This window comes from Variovorax sp. PCZ-1, from assembly GCF_018413605.1.
Lineage (GTDB): Bacteria > Pseudomonadota > Gammaproteobacteria > Burkholderiales > Burkholderiaceae_C > JANMDU01.
Genome location: NZ_JAHCDN010000002.1, coordinates 137,517 through 157,919 on the forward strand (window position 1 = coordinate 137,517; position 20,403 = coordinate 157,919).

16 protein-coding genes are annotated in these 20,403 nt (G+C 55.5%); 12 read left to right on the forward strand and 4 right to left on the reverse strand.

All coding sequences use genetic code 11. The annotated features are described in order from the left end of the window. Window positions 1-8: 8 nt before the first annotated feature. Complete coding sequence (locus tag KIH26_RS10785; RefSeq protein ID WP_213445101.1) at window positions 9-422, forward strand: YkgJ family cysteine cluster protein; 414 nt, start codon at window positions 9-11, stop codon at window positions 420-422. A 156-nt stretch (window positions 423-578) separates the two neighbouring features. Here KIH26_RS10785 and KIH26_RS10790 read toward each other — a convergent pair whose 3' ends face one another. Next, window positions 579-992, reverse strand: a complete 414-nt coding sequence (locus tag KIH26_RS10790; protein ID WP_213445102.1) for a rhodanese-like domain-containing protein — start codon at window positions 990-992, stop codon at window positions 579-581. 33 nt (window positions 993-1,025) lie between these two features. On the opposite strand from KIH26_RS10790, the gene KIH26_RS10795 reads away from it, so the two are divergent. From KIH26_RS10795 to KIH26_RS10815, 5 genes are all read left to right on the forward strand, one after another. Continuing rightward, window positions 1,026-1,436 (forward strand): YeeE/YedE family protein, encoded by a 411-nt coding sequence (locus KIH26_RS10795; RefSeq protein ID WP_213445104.1) that lies wholly within the window; start codon window positions 1,026-1,028, stop codon window positions 1,434-1,436. A gap of 55 nt (window positions 1,437-1,491) precedes the next feature. Next, window positions 1,492-1,938, forward strand: a complete 447-nt coding sequence (locus KIH26_RS10800) for a DUF6691 family protein (protein WP_213445106.1) — start codon at window positions 1,492-1,494, stop codon at window positions 1,936-1,938. A 386-nt stretch (window positions 1,939-2,324) separates the two neighbouring features. Further along, window positions 2,325-5,621 carry a fused isobutyryl-CoA mutase/GTPase IcmF gene (gene icmF, locus KIH26_RS10805; protein ID WP_213445108.1) on the forward strand — a complete coding sequence of 1,099 codons (3,297 nt, stop codon included), beginning with the start codon at window positions 2,325-2,327 and terminating at the stop codon, window positions 5,619-5,621. After that, window positions 5,621-6,010, forward strand: a complete 390-nt coding sequence (locus tag KIH26_RS10810; protein WP_213445109.1) for a hypothetical protein — start codon at window positions 5,621-5,623, stop codon at window positions 6,008-6,010. Before icmF ends, KIH26_RS10810 begins: the two co-directional genes overlap by 1 nt. Before the next feature lie 61 nt (window positions 6,011-6,071). Further along, on the forward strand, window positions 6,072-6,635 hold the full coding sequence (locus KIH26_RS10815) for a GNAT family N-acetyltransferase (RefSeq protein ID WP_213445111.1): 564 nt from the start codon (window positions 6,072-6,074) through the stop codon (window positions 6,633-6,635). A gap of 14 nt (window positions 6,636-6,649) precedes the next feature. Here the strand turns inward: KIH26_RS10815 and KIH26_RS10820 are convergent, their stop codons facing one another. The 3 genes from KIH26_RS10820 to KIH26_RS10830 form a co-directional block, all read right to left on the reverse strand. Beyond that, entirely contained in the window at window positions 6,650-7,690 is a 1,041-nt protein-coding gene (locus KIH26_RS10820; protein ID WP_213445113.1) for a DUF6352 family protein, read from the reverse strand. A gap of 105 nt (window positions 7,691-7,795) precedes the next feature. After that, the gene (locus KIH26_RS10825; RefSeq protein ID WP_213445115.1) at window positions 7,796-9,703 is read right to left on the reverse strand and encodes an ATP-binding cassette domain-containing protein; all 1,908 of its coding nucleotides are present in this window, start codon (window positions 9,701-9,703) and stop codon (window positions 7,796-7,798) included. Between the two features lie 182 nt (window positions 9,704-9,885). Then, complete coding sequence (locus tag KIH26_RS10830) at window positions 9,886-11,364, reverse strand: aldehyde dehydrogenase family protein (protein ID WP_249661163.1); 1,479 nt, start codon at window positions 11,362-11,364, stop codon at window positions 9,886-9,888. Window positions 11,365-11,552: 188 nt separating this feature from the next. Between KIH26_RS10830 and KIH26_RS10835 the strand changes: the two genes are divergently transcribed. The 6 genes from KIH26_RS10835 (at window position 11,553) to glyS (ending at window position 20,397) form a co-directional block, all read left to right on the forward strand. Then, on the forward strand, window positions 11,553-12,047 hold the full coding sequence (locus KIH26_RS10835) for a (2Fe-2S)-binding protein (protein ID WP_213445117.1): 495 nt from the start codon (window positions 11,553-11,555) through the stop codon (window positions 12,045-12,047). Window positions 12,048-12,058: 11 nt separating this feature from the next. After that, window positions 12,059-14,323, forward strand: a complete 2,265-nt coding sequence (locus KIH26_RS10840; RefSeq protein WP_213445119.1) for a xanthine dehydrogenase family protein molybdopterin-binding subunit — start codon at window positions 12,059-12,061, stop codon at window positions 14,321-14,323. Window positions 14,324-14,356: 33 nt separating this feature from the next. Continuing rightward, window positions 14,357-15,988 (forward strand): apolipoprotein N-acyltransferase, encoded by a 1,632-nt coding sequence (gene lnt / locus KIH26_RS10845; RefSeq protein ID WP_213445121.1) that lies wholly within the window; start codon window positions 14,357-14,359, stop codon window positions 15,986-15,988. A gap of 83 nt (window positions 15,989-16,071) precedes the next feature. Continuing rightward, on the forward strand, window positions 16,072-17,232 hold the full coding sequence (locus KIH26_RS10850) for a response regulator transcription factor (protein WP_213445123.1): 1,161 nt from the start codon (window positions 16,072-16,074) through the stop codon (window positions 17,230-17,232). Between the two features lie 106 nt (window positions 17,233-17,338). Beyond that, window positions 17,339-18,244, forward strand: a complete 906-nt coding sequence (gene glyQ / locus KIH26_RS10855) for a glycine--tRNA ligase subunit alpha (RefSeq protein WP_213445125.1) — start codon at window positions 17,339-17,341, stop codon at window positions 18,242-18,244. An 8-nt stretch (window positions 18,245-18,252) separates the two neighbouring features. Then, entirely contained in the window at window positions 18,253-20,397 is a 2,145-nt protein-coding gene (gene glyS / locus KIH26_RS10860) for a glycine--tRNA ligase subunit beta (RefSeq protein WP_213445127.1), read from the forward strand. Window positions 20,398-20,403 lie beyond the last annotated feature (6 nt).

Sequence of the window (20,403 nt, forward strand, 5' to 3'; positions counted from 1 at the left end):
TCACCTGTATGGCGCGAACGATCCCCATCCGCTCCGTCGATGTTGATCGACCTGAGAGCTGGACGCGCTATCGAAATGGTTTATGCGACAGCTGCAACGCCAATTGCTGCACCATGCCATTGGAAGTAACGCTCCCTGAATTAGTGCGGCTCGGATGGGTCGATGCGTTTGAGGCCGAACACGAGCCGCCCAGCCGCATTGCCAAGCGCCTCATGAAAGCCAAGCAAATTGATCACTTCAATCACAAGCAAAGCATGTTCACGCTTGCGCGCCGCGCCAGCGGAGATTGCATGAATTTAGATGCAGAGTCGCGCCGTTGCACCGTGTATGAGCGCCGCCCGGATATTTGCCGCTTGCACCCGCAAACGCGCAGCCCGCGCCCGGGCTATTGCGCTTACGGCGCGAAAGCAGGGAAGCTCTGAATAAGTCGTTGGGATGAAGCAGGCTTGATTTCGGGATGGGATGCTAGAAGAAAAACGTAGCTTTAGCGGTGCTAAAGCGAGGCTTTTCAACGACGCAGACCGCCCGAAAACAAGCTTGATTCGCCCGAATCGACTTGTTCAGGGCTTCCCTAAGATTCAGTTCTGCGCCCAAGGCAGCCCACGGGCGCGCCAGCCGCCAATCGTGTTGCGGTGCGCGTTGCCGTCTGGATCACCTTCAAAGCCTTCTAAGATGTTGTAAGCCTCAAAGCCCAGCGCTTGAGCGCGTTGTGCGGCAGGAATAGAGCGGATGCCTGAGCGGCAGAGCAGCATGACTTTGCTGCCCTTGGCCTTGCCCTGCATCGCGGCAAGCAGCTGCTCTTCATAAGCAGGATTGATTGCCATGCCCGGCCAGATTTTGAATTCGATACCCGGCACATTCGGAATGAAACCCACCCAGGCGCGCTCGGCGTGTGTGCGAATGTCAATGAGCACGGCCTCGCCGCTTTGCCACCAGTCGTGAGCCTGCTGAGGTGTGACGTCGCCAGCGTAGCCTTTTTGCGAATTTGTCATACTCTTCCCCTTTGCTTCAGTATTGGAGATTTTATGCAACTGCTCTCATCCCTGCCTTGGGCTGCGCCGCTGCTCGGCGGCATTTTGATTGGCTTGGCTTCTTGGCTGCTACTGGCCTCTTTGGGCAAAGTGGCTGGGATCAGCGGTATCGCTTCTTCAGCGCTCACCAGTAAAGAAGAGGGCGCATGGCGCTGGGCTTTTCTCATTGGCTTGATCGTGGGAGGCGTGTTGTTTGCCGCGTGGCTTTCGCCGCCTGTGATCGCACAGCGACCCTTGCCTTTGCTCATCATCGCGGGGCTGCTCGTGGGCGTAGGCACGGTGCTGGGCTCGGGCTGCACGAGCGGGCATGGTGTGTGCGGCCTCGGGCGGCGATCCTTACGTTCATTAGTCGCCACTTGTGTATTCATGGCAACAGGCATGCTTGTTGTATTTGCTATGAAATAAGTAGCACTCTGCGCAGTATGTATGCCGGCGATATGTTCAAAACACTCTAAAAATCATGAAAAAAATCATCTACGCAAGCCTCTCAGGCATCTTGTTTTCTCTAGGCCTCGTGCTCTCTGGCATGACGCAGCCCGCCAAGGTCTTGGGCTTTTTAAACATCACTGGTCTAGCGCAAGGCGTCTCTTGGACGGCAGAAGCTGGCCGCTGGGATCCATCGCTCGCATTCGTGATGGGTGGGGCGCTGATGGTGACTTTGATTGCATTTGCTATTACACCTCAGAGAGCCAAGCCTTGGGCAGAAGAACGCTTTGATTTGCCGACGCGAAACGATATTGATGCACCGTTGCTTGGTGGAGCTGTGCTCTTTGGAGCAGGCTGGGGAATGGCAGGCTATTGCCCAGGGCCCGCGCTGGCTTCTGTATTTGTGTCTTGGGATGCTGTGATTTTTGCTGCGGCGATGTTGGTGGGGATGTTTGTTGTTCGACGTGTTGCTTCGCCATAGAGCGGCCACGTCTGCGCTTGGGCTGTTCCCCTTCGCGACTGTCCCCCGCGCTGGCCTTCGGCGTGCGCTCCTCCTTTATGTCGCTGCGGTGAACAACCCAATCACAGCCGTGGCCTCATTGGCGTGCTGGAATCTTTGTGCTCCAAAAATTACTTCGAGAAAATCGCCTGTGATGATGCTATCCAACGCAGTGAAATAAAGGAGGAGACGGCAAAGCCGGCGGGGGACATTCGCGGAGTTGGGTAGCGTCAGCGCAGGTGGTTTTCTTCGCACGAATGGCGGAGATCAAACAATACCCATAAAGTCAGCCAAATGTCATCAAATCGTGCAAAATGCGATAATTGACGTTTACGTAAACGTCAATCACAACCGAAGCAGAGACAAGCATGACCGAACTAAGCGCCGATTACAAAGCCCTGTCTGAATACCGCCCAAAGAACAAGGTGCGTTTTGTCACGGCGGCATCACTTTTTGATGGGCATGATGCCAGCATCAATATCATGCGGCGCATCTTGCAAAGCTTTGGTTGCGAGGTGATTCATCTGGGGCACAACCGCTCGGTGGATGATGTGGCGACGGCTGCGCTGCAAGAAGATGTGCAGGGCATTTGTGTTTCGAGTTACCAAGGTGGTCACGTCGAGTACTTCAAATACATGGCGCAGCTCTTGAAGGAACGCGGTGGCTCGCATATCAAGGTGTTTGGCGGCGGCGGCGGCGTGATCGTGCCCTCCGAAATTCGTGAATTGGCGAGCGTGGGCGTGCGCGTGTTCAGCCCGGAAGACGGGCAGCGCATGGGGCTGATGGGCATGATCGGCGAATGCGTGATGAATTGCGATTTTGATTTGGCGGGCTTTGCGCCGACTAAGCTGGAGGAGATTCAGGGGCATTCTGAAGCTTCGTGGCGCAAGCTGGCTCAGTTGATCTCAGGGATTGAGAATTCAAAGGAAAAACCACCACTCGCCGGCGTAATATCAGCGCAAGCAGCTACTAAAAAGATAGCAATTCCTGTGATCGGTATCACGGGCACGGGCGGTGCAGGCAAGTCATCGCTCACAGATGAGCTGATCCGTCGCATCCGTTTGGATCAAGGTGATGCGCTGCGCATGGCGGTCATCTCGATTGATCCGTCGCGTCGTAAATCCGGCGGTGCATTGCTAGGTGATCGCATCCGCATGAACGCGATTGCGCCGTGGAGCGCGGGCTCGCGCGTATTCATGCGAAGCCTCGCCACGCGCGATTTCGGCAGCGAAATCTCCCAAGCTTTGCCCGATGTGCTCGCCGCATGTAAAGCTGCGGGTTTTGATTTGATCATCGTAGAGACCAGCGGCATTGGCCAAGGCGATGCGGCCATCGTGCCGCATGTGGATGTGCCGCTGTATGTGATGACGCCGGAGTTTGGCGCGGCCTCGCAGCTTGAGAAGATCGACATGCTCGATTTTGCCGAGTTCATCGCCATCAACAAGTTTGACCGCAAGGGCTCGCAAGATGCGCTGCGCGATGTGGCCAAGCAGGTGCAGCGTAACAAGGAAGCCTGGAGCAAGCAGCCCAGCGAGATGCCCGTGTTTGGCACCATGGCCGCGCGCTTCAATGACGATGGCGTGACGGCGCTGTATCAAGCGATGAAGCCTCGCTTGGCTGAGCTGGGCTTGAAGTTCAAAGAAGGCAAGCTGCCTGTGGCCAACACGCGCCACAGCAGCAACCAAAACCCCATCGTGCCCGGTGCACGTTCGCGCTATCTGGCCGAGATCACCGACACCGTGCGCGGCTACAAAAAGCGCGTGGCAACGCAGGTGAAACTCGTGCGTGAAATTCAGCAGCTTCGCTCCAGTGCCAAGATGCTTCAACTCGAAAAGCCCGAGCGCTCCCGTGCTGCAGAAGCGACGATTGATTTGGCGCAACAGCGCGAATTGCAGCTCGATAAAGATGCCACCAAGCTCTTACAGCAATGGCCGCAAATGCAGCAAGCCTATGCAGGCGATGAATATGTGGTGAAGATTCGCGATAAAGAAATCCGCACCCAGCTGACGCACAAAACCCTGTCTGGCACAACCATCCGCAAAGTCGCACTGCCAAAATTTGAAGACCACGGCGAAATCCTCAAATGGCTGATGCTGGAGAACGTGCCCGGCAGCTTCCCCTATGCCGCTGGCACCTTCGCCTTCAAGCGCGAAGGCGAAGACCCGACCCGCATGTTCGCCGGCGAGGGCGATGCCTTCCGCACCAATCGCCGCTTCAAAGTGGTGAGCGAAGGCATGGAAGCCAAGCGCCTGTCCACCGCGTTTGATTCCGTCACGCTCTATGGCGCAGACCCAGCGATTCGCCCCGATATTTACGGCAAAGTCGGCAACAGCGGCGTGAGTATCGCCACGCTGGATGACATGAAAGTGCTCTACTCCGGCTTCGATCTCACGCAGCCTGCTACCTCCGTGAGCATGACGATCAATGGGCCCGCGCCCACGATCCTCGCGATGTTTATGAACACCGCGATTGATCAGAATTTAGAAAAATTCAAATCAGACAACAAACGCGAACCCACAGATACCGAAGCCGCCAAAGTCAAAGAATGGACGCTTGCCAATGTGCGCGGCACAGTGCAAGCCGATATCTTGAAAGAAGACCAAGGCCAAAACACCTGCATCTTCTCCACCGAATTCAGCCTTAAAGTGATGGGCGATATCGCGCAATATTTTGTGCATCACGATGTGCGCAATTTCTACAGCGTGAGCATCAGCGGCTATCACATCGCCGAAGCCGGCGCGAACCCAATTTCGCAGCTCGCGTTCACGCTCAGCAACGGCTTCACCTTCGTGGAAGCCTACCTCGCTCGCGGCATGCACATCGACGATTTCGCACCGAATCTGAGCTTCTTCTTCTCCAACGGCATGGACCCTGAATACACCGTGCTCGGCAGAGTGGCACGCCGCATTTGGGCTGTGGCCATGCGCGATAAATACGGCGCAAACGAACGCTCACAAAAACTCAAATACCACGTGCAAACCAGTGGCCGCAGCCTGCATGCGCAAGAAATCCAGTTCAACGACATCCGCACCAGCTTGCAAGCCCTGATCGCGATTTACGACAACTGCAACAGCCTGCACACCAACGCCTTCGACGAAGCCATCACCACGCCCACCGAAGACAGCGTGCGCCGCGCCATGGCCATCCAGCTCATCATCAACCGCGAATGGGGCTTGGCGAAAAACGAAAACCCCAATCAAGGCGCCTTCATCATCGACGAACTCACAGAGCTCGTCGAAGAAGCCGTGCTCACAGAATTTGAGCGCATCAGCGAGCGCGGCGGCGTGCTCGGCGCGATGGAAACCGGCTACCAACGCGGCAAAATCCAAGACGAGAGCATGCACTACGAAATGCTCAAACACACCGGCGAGCTCCCCATCATCGGCGTCAACACCTTCCGCAATCCGCATGGCGACAACACGCCGGAGACGCTGGAGTTGGCTCGCTCAACAGAAGAAGAAAAACAGTCTCAACTCAAACGATTGGTAGACTTCCAAGAGCGAAACAAAGCACTAGCTCCAGCGATGTTAGAGCGTCTGCAACAAGCAGTCATCGCCAATGCCAACGTCTTCGAAGTGTTAATGGACGCCGTGCGCGTCTGCTCACTCGGGCAGATAACGAATGCGTTATTCGAAGTGGGCGGGCAGTATCGAAGGAATATGTGATGAGCTATGGGCGTTCGATTGTTATTTTCTTTTTACTCAGTACAGCCCAACTTGCATACGCTTGTGCTGACGCGCAAGTAGCAAAGTATGAGGACGCTGCTACTAGCCTGAAAGGCAAGATTATCTGGATATCTGTAATGCATCCGAACGGCACAAATCAGCGCCTATCCATTCTTCGCTTGCAGAAACCCATCAACGTCTATGAAAATCGCGACGGCGGCAATCAGTTCGATCAGACTGAGTTATGCGTGAAGGAGATTCAGTTGATTTTTGCTGATACTGCTACTCAGAAAAAATTGAAGCATCAATCGAACTATGTCGCGGTGGGTAAGCTGTTTCATGAGCATACCGCTTGGCATCGACGAAAAATCCTTATGGATGTTCAGTAATTGCCTCAGCGGCTTGGTGTGAGAGCGTAGTCGAGGACACGATCTATGTAAACTTGGCTCAATGAGTTTTTCACTTGTCACACCCAGTTTGCACTACTTGCCTTCCTACATTGCCGCATTGCGCAAAGGCTGGTTGCCTAACAACATGCGCCAGCAATCAGCAATAGAAGAGCTGGAACGCATTGAGCGCGATGCGCAAGGCTATATTGATTGGCTAGATAGCCGAAACGCTCAAGGAGAGGTGATTCCCTTGCCCGATGGCACGTTCGTGCCGCGTCTGCCTGGCTTTCGGCAGTGGATGTGGGATGGCGAGTTTTGCGGATCGATTGCGCTGCGTTGGCAAGCAGGCAGCAATGAATTGCCAGACTTTTGTCTCGGGCATGTGGGCTATAGCGTCGTACCTTGGAAACAACGATTGGGTTATGCGACGCAAGCGCTCAAGCTACTGCTGCCGATGGCGCGAGAGCAAGACTTGGCGTATTTGGTGATTTCTACACAACCAGAGAACACTGCTTCGCAAAAAGTGATTCTGAACAACGGCGGTCAATTCTTGGATGCCATCAAGCCACCCGTGTTTTACGGGCACGGCGAGGAGTGGCGCTACCGTTTGGAATTGATGCGTTGATCGTAGAAGCGGCTCTACTGCTTTTGAGCAAAAGGTAAATTCAAGAGCAAATTCTGTGGCTTGAGCTTGAGTAAGCCTTGCTCGTTCATCGCCAGGCCAAGGTAGGTAGGTTTGCTGCGCATCTCAGGGAGGCAGTCTGCGGCATCTAGAAAATCTAAGCGGAAGAGGGTGATGAGGCGTTTGAGCTGGCTCTCTGCCAAGGGCTGCTGTTGGTAGAGCGTGTTGAGGAGCTCGGTGGATTGCGCGTCTAGGCCGGTGTGCCAGCGCCAGGCGGGGTCTTCGATTTTTGATAAGGGCGTGATACGGACTCGCGTGCCTTTGAAATGCTCGATCCAGAGTTCGAGGACTCGGCTTAAGGCGGCTAGGCCGCTGTCTTTGCGGGCTAGGCGGATTTCGAAGCTGTGGTGGTCTTGGCCGACTTGGGCTGATTGCTCATGGGTGAGGTCTAGGAGCCAGGTGTGCCGGTAATTCGGCTGCGTGGATTGTTCTTGAAAAGTGAGTGCGTGCTCTGGGTTTAAGACTCGCAGGGTTTGTGCATCGTTGCCAGCCACATTGATTTTATTTTGCAGAAGCAGGCGGCCTAGATCGCCTAGGCCGCCTGTGTCTTTTTCTGTGTCTAGCGCTGTCTGATCGCCACTCAAGATGCGGCCTTCGTGGATCGTGATGCGCTGCGGGCGGTAGAGGAGCTCGGCGGCGCGAAGCATGAAGGCATCGGATTCAGCAGGTAAAACTTCACGCAGGATTTCTTTGACGGCGATGTCGATGAAGAGTGGGGCGAGGGTGATTTTGCCGCTCGTGAAAAGTTGCGCATACCAAGCAGACAAGCTGCCTGCTTTGACTACACCATCGCGGAATTGCAGCAGCATGGCGTAGTTGGCTCGGGCGTCTTCATCGCGGATGGCGGCGAGCTCTTCGGACTTGACGGCTCGCAGAGGCTTCAATGCGAGCGCATCATGCAAGCGACGTTCATCGCGGCAAGACTCAGGCACGATGGCCAGCTCTGGCCGCGCCATCAGGCTTTGCCAAAAATCGTCAGTGGGTGGAGTGGCTTGCATGATGAGAAGTAAAGGCAGCGTACGTTCGCCCTGAGCTGGTCGAAGGGTATACAGGCTTCGACCAGCTCAGCCTGAACGGAATGGGGGTATCGACCAAGAAGATGCCTAGCTCAGCGCTTCCTGCCGTTCCAAGCATATCAAAAGCTCATCATCGATTGCTGCGGAGCGCTGCGCAAGCTGTGTGGCGAGCGCAGGATCGTTGGCGTAAAGCGAGCCGTCTTGCAGGCGCTTTTGAATGCTAGCTTGCTCGGTTTCGAGTGCTGCCATTTGCGCGGGCAGCGCATCAAATTCCCGCTGTTCTTTGAAGCTGAGCTTGCGGGCTTTCTTCGCTGGGGCAGCGGGAGTAGAAACTATTTGCTCTGAATTTGATAGCTGCTCACGCACATTCTCTGCCGGCGAAGTGCTACTTTGGCTTGGTTTTTTCGCATCCCGCATCCGCTGCGCCCGCTCGCGCTGCGTGATCCAGTCTTGCACACTGCCTTCGTATTCGCGCCATTGGCCGGGGCTCTCGTCGCCTTCCCAAGCGATGATGCTGGTGGCCACGTGATCCACAAAGGCTCGATCATGGCTCACGAGGAAGACGGTGCCGGCATAGTCTTGCAGCAGCTCTTCCAACAGTTCGAGCGTGTCGATATCCAAATCATTGGTGGGTTCGTCGAGCACGAGCACATTGGCTGGCCGCGCAAACAGGCGCGCCAGCAGCAAGCGGCTGCGCTCACCACCCGAGAGGCTTTTCACCGGCGAGCCTGCGCGCGCGGGGCTGAAGAGAAAGTCTGTGAGATAGCTCTTCACATGCCTCTTCTGCCCATTGATCTCCACCCATTCGCTGCCGGGGCTGATGAAATCTTCCAGCGTGGCTTCCAAATTGAGCGCATCGCGCATTTGGTCAAAATAGGCGATTTGCATGTTCGCGCCTTGCTTGACTTTGCCTGTATCAGCGGCCAGCTCGCCCAAAATCATTTTGAGCAGGGTGGTTTTGCCAGCGCCATTGGGGCCGAGCAGGGCGACCTTATCGCCTCGCACAATCGTTGTGGTGAAGTCTTTGACCAAGACTTTTTCGCCATAGGCCTTGCAAGCGTCTTCCAGCTCGGCCACGAGCTTGCCGCTGCGCTCGCCCGCATCCAGCTCCAGCTTCACGCGGCCTTGGACATTGCGCCGCGCCGCATGTGCGCTGCGCAGCTCTTCGAGGCGCGTGATGCGCGCTGTGGCCCTCGTGCGCCGCGCTTTCACGCCTTGGCGAATCCAGATTTCTTCCTGCGCCAGCACTTTGTCAAACTTCGCATTCATCACCTCTTCCATCGCGAGCTGATCAGCCTTCTGCGTCACATAGGCTTCAAAATTGCCGGGATAGCTTCGCAAAATGCCGCGATCCAGCTCGACGATGCGGGTACATACTGCATCCAAAAAAGCGCGGTCATGGCTGATGGTGACGACTGCGCCTTCAAAGCCCGAGAGCAGCTCTTGCAGCCAAATGATGCTGCTCAAATCCAAATGGTTGGTGGGCTCATCGAGCAGCAGCACTTCAGGCCGCGCGACCAAAGCCTGCGCCAAAGCCACGCGTTTTTTCATACCGCCGGAGAGCTTGTTGATATGCGTTTCAGGGTTCAAAGACAGGCGCTCAATCGTCTCGCCCACGCGCTGTTCCCAATTCCAGCCGTCTAAATGCTCAATCTCCGCTTGCAGCGCATCCAGATCGCCTTCGCCCGTGGAATATTGGTCGATTAGCTCCTTAGCCCGCGCTACACCTGCGCTGACTGCTTCGAAAATTGTAGCGTCGCCATCCAGCGGCGGTTCCTGCGCCACATAGACGATACGCACGCCGCCCTGCACATTCAAATCACCATCATCAGGCTTTTCTAGGCCAGCGATGATTTTGAGCATGGAAGATTTGCCTGTGCCATTGCGGCCAATGAGGCCGACGCGTTCGCCAGATTCGAGGGAGAAATCAGTGTGATCGAGCAGGGCAACGTGGCCGAAGGCGAGTTGCGCGTTTTGAAGAGAAATTAAAGCCATGAGAAGGTGTACCGTAACCCTTGATTGTCGTTGATGGCTGTGACAGGTTCTTTTAGAACGCAAAAGACGCAAAAATTACGCAAAAGACGCAGAAAAGAAATAACCAAATTTGGTCTTCTTTTGCGAATTTTGCGTAATTTCTGCGTCTTTTGCGTGCAATCGACTCGTTTGCCAACCAGCTATCAAAGAGCCGGCAACCTCATCGTATCCACGATCTGCTTGATGAGCTTGAAGCGCATCGCTGTGTAAGGCGGCGCGAAGAGTTTTTCCAAGCGCAGGCGGCCGGCTGTAAGCACGCTGCGCTCGTGGGAGAAGGCTTTGAAGCCGTGGTAGCCGTGGGTGCTGCCGATGCCGGAATTGTTTACGCCGCCGAAGGGTAAGTTTCCTTGCACATTGTGCATCATGCATTGGTTCACACATGCGCCGCCTGAGCTGGTTTGCGCGATGATTTGGGCTGCGCGCGCTTCATTGCTGCTGTACACATACAGCGCGAGCGGCTTAGGATTCGCGTTGATTTGCGCGATCACTTTGTTGATATCGCTGAATTCCACGATGGGCAGCACGGGGCCGAAAATTTCTTCTTGCATGATGCGCATGTCTGCATTCACGCCATCGAGCAAGGTGGGTGCGACCATGCATTCAGCGATATCGACTTGCCCGCCCACAATGATGCGCGCGCCGCGCTTCTGAGCATCGGAGAGCAGATCAGAGAGGCGCTGCGTATGGCGTGTGTTAACGATATGCGTCAGATCCGCATTGCTCATGCGCTTGGCAGGCGCGCCATAGTATTTTGTGAGCGCAGCTTGGCAAGCTTTGATGAATTTGGCTTTGACCTTGGCATGCACATAGATGTGATCAGGCGCGATGCAGGTTTGGCCGCTGTTGATGAATTTGCCCCAGATCAGGTTTTCGGCGGCTAATTTTGTGTCTGCCGTTTCATCCACGATGGTGGGTGATTTACCGCCGAGCTCCAATGTGATGCTCGTCAAATGCTTGGCGGCAGCGGCCATCACGAGTTTGCCCACTGCTGGGGAGCCGGTGAAGAAGATGTGATCGAAAGGCAAGGCCAGCAGAGCGGTTGATGTGGCTTGGCCGCCTTCAAAGTAAGCCACCTGCGTGGCATCAAACACCTCGGCGATGATCACGCCCATGAGTTTGGAGACGGTCGGTGTCATCTCCGAAGGCTTGAGGATGACGGTGTTGCCCGCAGCGATGGCACTGATCAACGGACAAAAGCATTGGTTCAGAGGATAGTTCCAAGGCGCGATGATGAGCACGCGGCCACGGGGTTGCATTTGAATTTGTGCTTTGGAGCCTACGGAAGTGATCACGGGCGTGACGGATTGCGGCTTCATCCAGCGCTTGAGGCTACCGATGGCATGGCGCATTTCATCGAGCACGGGCATGAATTCTGCGCCTTCGACTTCGGCCTTGCTCTTGCGCATGTCTTGCGCGAAGGCTACATAAAACTCTTCGCGACGAGCGAGCATGGCAGTGCGTAATTTTTTGATCAGGGCGATTCGCTCAGCAGCCGTGGATTCCCGCAGACGAAGCGCTTGCGGGGCCTGTGCCTCGAAAGCAAGGCGCATGACGGGCGCGGGTGTCTCGGTCGCGGTGACGATTTGAAGATGAGAGCGAGGGGATTTTTTGAGGGCAGACATGGCATGCTTTCAGAGCAGATGCACCACTGTAATGTGCGAATCAAGCGCTTTGAGTGGGCGGGGTGCTTTCAGAGGGAAACCTCTAAGCGACTTTAGAGACGCTATTCCATGCCCAAATGCAATAAATTCTGAACGCATCTGCGCTGCCGCATGGGCTATATTTGCCACTACCTCAAGAGGAAGACGCTATGGATTTGCAAATCAACGGAAAACCAGTGGCGGTGCAAGATGCTGCTGCGATGGATGGCACGATGCCGCTGCTGTGGGTGTTGCGCGATGTGCTGAACATGACGGGCACGAAATTTGGCTGCGGTGTGGCCGCCTGCGGCGCATGCACGGTGAGAGTGGATGGGCAGGCGGTGCGCTCTTGCGTCACGCCAGTCTCCACCGTCGTAGGCAAGCAAGTGCAAACCATCGAAGGCTTGGGTGCTGATAAGCTGCACGCGGTGCAGCAAGCGTGGATTGCCGAACAAGTGCCGCAATGCGGCTATTGCCAGAGCGGCATGTTGATGGCAGCTGCTTCTTTGCTAGAAAAGTACCCAGCGCCCACGGATACGCAGATTGACGAAGCCATGACGAATATCTGCCGCTGCGGGACGTATCAGCGTGTGAGAGCGGGGATACATCGCGCAGCCAAGGCTTTGGCTGCTTCTCCTGCGGCATCTGATGCCAAAGCCGCTTGAGGAGAAAAACGATGAAACGCAGAACCATGATTTTGACCGGTTTGGGTGTCACGGGCACATTGCTGGTGGGCTGGGGTGTGATGCCTGCTCGCTCGCGCTTAGGCACTGGCGAGATGCTGCTGCCGACCCAAGGCGAAGTGGCTTTGAACGGCTGGATCAAGATTGCGCAAGATGGCACCGTGCTCATGGCCATGCCGCGCAGCGAAATGGGGCAGGGCATTCATACCGCGCTGCCGATGCTCGTTGCGGAAGAGTTGGATGTGCCGCTTTCTCAAGTGCGTCTCGTACCAGCGCCTATTGAGAGCATTTATGGCAATGTGGCCATGTTTGTCGCGGCTTTGCCATTTCACCCGAACCAAGATGGCAGCACGCTGGTGAGCACGGGCGAATGGATGACTGGAAAATTAGCACGCGAGCTGGGCGTGATCGTCACTGGCGGCTCATCAAGCGTCGCCGATGCTTGGGGCTCGGTGCGCATTGCTGCGGCTACGGCGCGTGCGCAATTGGCGCAGGCAGCTTCTGCGAAGCTAGGCGTGTCTATCGAGCAATTAATATTTGAAGGCGGCAAGATTTCTGGCGGCGGCAAGTCCATCAACTTTGCTGCGCTAGCGGCTGATGCAGCAGCTGTGAAAGTGGGCGATGTGAAGCTCAAAGATGCTAAGTCTTTCAAACTGATCGGCACGAGCGCAGCGCGCGCTGATGTGCCCGCGAAGGTGAATGGCACAGCGCAATTCGGCCTGGATGTGCGCCTGCCTGGCATGGTGTATGCGGCTGTGAAGCTCTGCCCCATGATTGGCGGCTCGGCTGGTAGCTTTGACAGCAGCGCCGCGCTAAAGATCAAAGGCGTGGAGCGCGTGGTGCAGCTTCCAGCTCTGGGCGGTGGCACAGCCGGCTTAGCCGTGGTGGGCGCAACCACTTGGCACGCACGCCAAGGCGCGGCGGCTTTGGATGTGCAGTGGCAACAGCGCCCTTTGGGTGCTTTGGATTCAGCAAACATTGAAAAAGAGTTGGCGGCGATTGCCACACAAGGAGATGGCTTCACGTTTCACAGCCGAGGCGATACGGATGCGGCCGAAAAAATGGGTTCGCGTACGGTAGAAGCGCTCTACAACGCGCCCTATCTCGCCCACGCCACGCTCGAACCGATGAATTGCACGGCGCAATTGAAAGATGGCAAGCTCACGCTCTGGGTGCCCACACAAGTGCCGAAGATGGCGCGAGATATGGCAGCCAAAGCAGCAGGTTTGAGTAATGACGATGTGACTGTGAATGTCACATTGGTCGGCGGTGGCTTTGGTCGCAGGCTGGATGTAGATTTTGTGTTGCAGGCCGTGATGGTGGCGCAGCACTGTGGTGGCCGCCCGGTGCAGCTCGTGTATTCCCGTGAGGAAGACATGACGCATGATTTCTATCGCCCTGCGCATGCTGCGCTCGCTCGCGCGACAATTGATGTGAATGGCCGCATTGCCAGTTTGCGCATTCAAAGCGCAGGTGATGCCATCACACCGCGCTGGTTTGAACGCGCCTTGCCTCTGCTGGCTGGCCCGGTGGATTCGCCGGATAAAACCACGGTGGAGGGGTTGTTTGATCTACCGTACGACTTTGCGCACCAACACATGAGCCACACAGCCACGCGCATGGGCGTGCCCGTGGGCTACTGGCGCAGTGTGGGGCATTCGCATAACGCGTTTTTCTCTGAGAGCTTTGTGGATGAGCTCGCGCATGCCACGCAGACGGATCCGCTCGCGTTTCGTAGGCAGCATCTCACGGGCAGTGAGCAGGCCAAGCGGCATTTGGCTGTGCTTAACCTCGTGGCTGAAAAAGCGCAGTGGGCGGGCAAACTTCCCGCAGGTCGCGCACGCGGCGTTGCCTTGCATGAATCCTTTGGCTCGGTGGCGGCGATGGTGGTGGAGGTTTCCATGGAAGGCAATCAGCCGCGCGTGCATAAAGTGGTTTGCGCGGTCGATTGCGGCCAAGTGGTCAACCCCGGTATCGTGGCGCAACAGGTCGAAGGCTCGGTGGTGTACGCGCTGACTGCGGCGCTTTGGGGCAAGATTGATATTGAGGGCGGCGCAGTGAAACAAACGAATTACCCGCAATACCGCATGCTCAAGCTGGCCGAAACGCCCGTTGTAGAAACGCATCTTGTGCCGAGCACGAATGTGCCCACAGGCATCGGCGAACCCGCCGTGCCGCCGCTCGCGCCAGCTTTGGCGAATGCTCTGTTTGTACTCACGGGAAAGCGGGCGCGGAGTTTGCCGCTGATGGCAGCTTGAGTAAGTGACTCATATTGCCGCGACAATAGGCGGATGAGTTTTTTAACTTCCGCTATCGGTCGAATCAATGCTTACCTAGGTTTCTTGAGCTTGCTTGCTGGCTACGCACAAGCTATTTCGATTGCCGCGCCTTGGAATGGCCAACCGCTGTGGTGGCTGCAGATGCTCTCGTTGGCTGCCTTGGTGATGCTCATCGAGCGCGCCAGCTCAGCGCGACACGCAGCGTTTCTGGGCTGGCTGTTTGCCACAAGCTGGCTCTGCGGCACGGTGTGGTGGCTCTTTATCAGCATGCATGTGTATGGCGGGCTGGCGGCGCCGCTGGCGGTGTTGGCCATTTTTGCATTGTGTGGATTCTTGGGGCTGTATTACGCTGCTGCGAGCTATTTTTATAAGCGTTTTAGGCAAATCGCCGGCATATATCCTGCGTGGAGTGCTATTGTTTTTGCATCTGCATGGATGTTGGCTGAGTTGGCGCGAGACAGTTGGTTTACGGGCTTTCCGTGGGGCGCGGGCGGGTATGCGCATGTGGATGGGCCGCTTCGTTGGCTAGCAACGGACGTTGGAGTGTATGGAACCGGTTGGTTTTCTATAGCAATAGCGTCTTGGATGGTTCTTAGCATAATTTCCCGCACGCGTCAGAGATGGAAATCATGGTTGGGCGTTGTTCTGATTTCGGCGGCTGTTGTTGGCTTTGGGTATTTGGGGCAAATGGCTACATTCATTGACTACTATTTCCCCGATGGAAGAGCAAACATCTATGCTGAGCAAATACCTAGAGCCGACATCGCACTCCTCCAAGGTAACATCCCACAAGGCGAGAAATTCGATCCTACGACAGGCGTGAAAGCATCATTGGATTGGTATCGGGAGCAGTTGCTGGGTATAAATCTACCATTTGTGATAACACCAGAGACAGCAATTCCACTACTACCTCGCCAGCTCCCTGAAGATTATTGGGAAGCCATTCAAAAGCGCTATGGGTCTGGCTACAGAGCTGCACTGATTGGCATCCCCTTAGGTGACTTCGAGAAGGGCTACACCAACTCGGTGCTTGGCTTAAAACCGAATCAAGCCCAGCCCTATCAATACGACAAACACCATCTCGTGCCTTTCGGTGAATTCATCCCACCGCTGTTCAAATGGTTCACGCAGATGATGAACATCCCGCTGGGTGATTTCAATCGCGGCGCTGTGGGGCAGGCGAGTTTTGAATGGGCGGGCCAGCGCTGGGCGCCAAATATTTGCTATGAAGATTTGTTTGGCGATGAGCTGGCGCGGCGCTTTGTGGATGAAAAAACAGCGCCGACGGTGATGGTGAATGTGAGCAACATTGGCTGGTTTGGCAACACGGTGGCGATTGATCAGCATTTGCAAATCAGCCGTATGCGTGCGCTTGAGCTTGGCCGCCCGATGGTGCGCGCGACGAATACGGGAGCGACGGTGATCATCAATCATCGCGGCGAAGTCACGCAAAGCTTGCCGCGTCACACGCGCGGCGTGCTCACAGGAACAGTGGAAGGTCGCCAAGGTCTCACGCCATTTGCTTGGTGGGCTGGGCGATTTGGTCTGTGGCCTTTGTGGATTCTAGGAATTACTATACTTTTAATAGCATTTCGCGCAGTATCTACGCCGTCAAATGATACAAAAAGCTTCAAAAATCAGTGAATGATGATGCTCTTCGTGGGGTTGTTCTTATCGCATAATGTGCGCTGCCCTAGCAGCGAGCAGCTCAAAAACGACGAGACAAAATGGCAAAAATTGTAGTATTGGAAGACGAGGCCTCCACGCGCCGCTTGATCACTGCTGTGCTCAAAAAAGCTGGCCATGAAGTGACCGATGTTGACAATGGCGCTGAGGGTTTGCTTACCGTGCTGGCTGAACTGCCAGATTTGGTGGTGAGCGATGTGGAGATGCCCAAGATCAATGGCTTTGAGGTGCTCAGCGATATCCGCAACACCCCCGAAACCGCGCAAACGCCAGTGATATTGCTCACTTCGCGCAGCAGCGAAGAAGACATCAGCCATGGCATGAGCCAAGGGGCAAATGCTTATCTCACGAAGCCCTTTGATCCGAACAAACTGCTGGCCGCAGTGCATCAACAGCTTGAATTACTGGTGTCTCGATCAGGCCAAGCTTCGCAGCCAGGGGGTACAGGTTTTGAAGCGACCGCGCCAGCGGAGTTATTGCTCACGCCATTTCCAAGCCTTGAATTGGAGCCCATGCAAGCGCCAGCGCAGGCCGCAGATTCAGCAACTGAAGGGAGGGTGGTGCAGCCTCCCCGCCAGCAGTTTGCAGCAGCTTGGGCTGTGAGCATGGAAGTGCACAACGATCAGGCGTTGCGTCAAGCGCTGCCGATCCAAGCTTGGCGCACGCTGCTGCGGCAGCTTTTTTTGCCCGTGAGCAAAGATGCCGCCTTGCGCTCGGCAGATTATTTGGATTTGCATGAAAGCCGCTTGACGCTGTATTTCTTGGATCAAGCCTTGGAGGGCAAGCCTGGCTATGTGCGCGCGGCGCAAGCAGTGCAGGCCATGCTGCGATCAAGTGTCCAAGCCAAACAATGGATCACCCAACAGCCGTCGGTGGTGGGCGCGCCACCATTGCGCGTGCTCACGAGCCTACATTTGGGCCCGATTGAGGTGGTGCGTATGCCGCTGGATTTCGGCGGCACGCGCGATACGGTGGTGGGCGATACGGCAGAGTTCATGCAGCGCTTGCGTGATGGCGAGCCGCGCGTGGCATGGCGTGTGCTGGGCACAGCGGCGGCGGTTGCGGCATCGCCGAATACTTATCGCCTCGGTGCGCAGATAGATATCAGCGTGGGCAGCCAAGAGGTTCAGGTGCATGCGCTGCAAGACATGAATCCCGCCTTGGCACAAGGCGAGCCTTTGGATGCCTCCGCTTGGATTTGAGCCCACAGTCAGCGCTGGGTTCTGCAGCTGCCAAAGCCCCGTAAAATCAAGGGTTTACGCCAGTTCTGGCGCGCTTCGCTTTTGCATTTCGCACGATACCCACAGCATGCTCACTTTTCAACAGATCATCCTCACCTTGCAGTCCTATTGGGACAAGCAAGGTTGCGCCCTTTTGCAACCCTACGACATGGAAGTGGGCGCAGGTACATCTCATACCGCGACATTTTTGCGCGCCATCGGCCCGGAGCCCTGGAAAGCCGCTTATGTGCAGCCCAGCCGCCGCCCCAAGGATGGGCGCTATGGTGAGAATCCGAATCGCTTGCAGCACTACTACCAATACCAAGTGGTGCTCAAGCCCGCGCCTGCAAATATTTTGGAGCTGTATCTGGGCTCGCTCGAAGCGCTGGGCTTTGATTTGAAGAAAAACGATATCCGTTTCGTGGAAGACGATTGGGAGAATCCCACACTCGGCGCATGGGGCCTCGGCTGGGAAGTCTGGCTCAATGGCATGGAAGTCACACAGTTCACCTACTTCCAGCAAGTCGGCGGCATTGACTGCAAACCCGCTACCGGCGAGATCACCTATGGCCTAGAGCGCTTGGCCATGTATTTGCAAGGCGTGGACAACGTGTACAACCTGAAGTGGACAGACACGATGAGCTATGGCGATGTGTACAAACAAAACGAGGTCGAGCAATCTACCTACAACTTTGAACACTCAGACGCAGACTTTTTATTCACGGCTTTCAACGCGCACGAAAAACAAGCCAAGTATTTGATTGAGCAACTGCTTGCGCTCCCTGCATATGAACAAGTGCTCAAAGCTGCCCACAGCTTCAACCTGCTCGACGCACGCGGCGCGATCAGCGTGACCGAGCGCGCTGCTTACATTGGCCGCATCCGCAACCTCGCGCGTAGCGTGGCGCAAAGCTATTACGACTCTCGCGAGCGCTTGGGCTTCCCGATGGCGCCACGCGAATGGGTGGCACAGATTGAGAAGAAGGCTGCTTGAGAATTACTATGACTACTAAGAATCTTCTCGTTGAATTGTTTGTGGAAGAGCTGCCGCCCAAGGCTTTGAAGAAGCTTGGGCAAGCTTTTGGTATTGAGCTTGTTGCGTCTTTGAATGCTCAGAATCTAATAAGTCTGAGAGCTGAAACTGATGACGATCAAGAAAGTACGCAATTCTTTGCCTCACCACGTCGATTAGCTGTCTGGGTCAAAGATGTACTTGTGCAAGCGCCGGACAAAGCCGTATCGCAAAAGCTCATGCCGGTGGCGGTTGGATTGGATGCTGCGGGCAGCGCCACGCCCGCCTTGCTGAAAAAATTGCAAGCTCTTGGCGCTGACGCAAGTGCAGTGAGCGGCTTGAAGCGCGTGATGGATGGCAAGGCTGAAGCTTTGTTCTATGAAAGCACAGCCAAAGGCGCGATGCTCGCAGAAGGTTTGCAAAAAGCACTGCTTGAGGCCATTGCCAAGTTGCCGATTCCGAAGGTGATGAGCTATCAGTTGGAAAGTGGCTGCGAGTTGCCCGGTTGGAGCTCGGTGAGCTTCGTGCGCCCTGCGCACTCTCTGCTAGCTTTGCATGGTTCGGAAGTCGTGCCAATTTCAGCGCTGGGCTTGAAGGCGGGCAACAGCACGCAAGGGCATCGCTTTGAAGCAGCCAAATCAACTGTAGTGGTTGCGGATGCGGATGCTTACGCCAACACGCTGGAGAAAGACGGAGCGGTAATTGCGAGCTTTGAAGCACGTAAAGCAGAGATCGTGAAGCAACTCGCCGCTGCGGCTGCCAAGGTGGGCGGAGGTGTGAAGCCGATTGAAGATGATGCGCTGCTTGATGAAGTGACCGCCTTGGTCGAGCGCCCGAATGTGCTCATCTGCGAATTTGAAAAGCAGTTCCTCGATGTGCCGCAGGAATGCCTGATTCTCACGATGAAGGCGAATCAAAAGTATTTCCCCATGCTGGATGCCAGCGGAAAGCTCACCAACCAATTCTTGGTCGTGAGTAATATTTCTCCCGCAGATGCCAGCGCCGTGATCGGCGGCAACGAGCGCGTCGTGCGCCCGCGCTTGGCCGATGCGAAATTCTTCTTTGATCAAGATCGCAAGAAAACGCTCGAATCGCGCATTCCGCAACTCGCTAAAGTGGTGTATCACAACAAGCTCGGCTCGCAAGGCGAGCGCGTGGAGCGTGTACGCGCGATTGCTCGTGCTATCGGCCAGCAACTCGGCGGTGATCTGCTCGCTAAACAAGCGGATCGCGCTGCGTTGCTCGCTAAAGCCGATTTGCTTACCGACATGGTGGGCGAATTCCCTGAGCTGCAAGGCATCATGGGTGGCTACTACGCTTTGAACGACAAAGAAACGCCTGAAGTGGCTGCAGCCGTGGAAGATCACTACAAGCCACGATTTGCGGGCGATGAATTGCCGCGTAATCAAGTGGGCGTGGTTGTTGCGCTCGCAGACAAACTCGAAACCCTAGTTGGCATGTTTGGTATTGGGAATTTGCCGACGGGTGACAAAGATCCATTTGCATTGCGTCGTCATGCCTTGGGTGTAATACGGATGTTGGTGGAAAAAGCACCGACACTGCAAATCATTGATTTGATCGCTAGATCAGTACCAGCTTTCGGATCGCTCATCCAAGATCAATCAAGCGCTTTGAATGACTTCATCTATGACCGCTTTGCTGGCAGTTTGCGCGAGCAAGGCTACAGTGCGCAAGAAGTAGATGCAGTGATCAGTTTGCGTCCACAAAAACTGGCCGAGGTCGCGCAACGCCTAGCCGCAGTGAGAGCATTTGCACAACTCCCAGAAGCGCCAGCCTTAGCTGCCGCCAACAAGCGTGTGGGCAATATCCTGAAAAAAGTCGAAGGCACAGTCGAAGCCAAGATCAATTCAGCGTTGCTGCAAGCTGGGGAAGAGCAAGGCTTGGCTGATGCTCTCAAATCAGTAGCTGCTCGCGCAGATTCTGCCTGGGCTAACGGCCAATTTGAAGAAAATCTGAAAGCACTTGCAGCGCTGAAAGAGCCTGTGGATGCCTTCTTCGACAAAGTAATGGTCAATCATGATGATCCAGCGATTCGCGCTAATCGCTTAGGCCTCTTGGCAAGCTTGCATCAAGCCATGAACCGCGTGGCAGACCTTTCCAAACTCGCTGCTTGATCTATC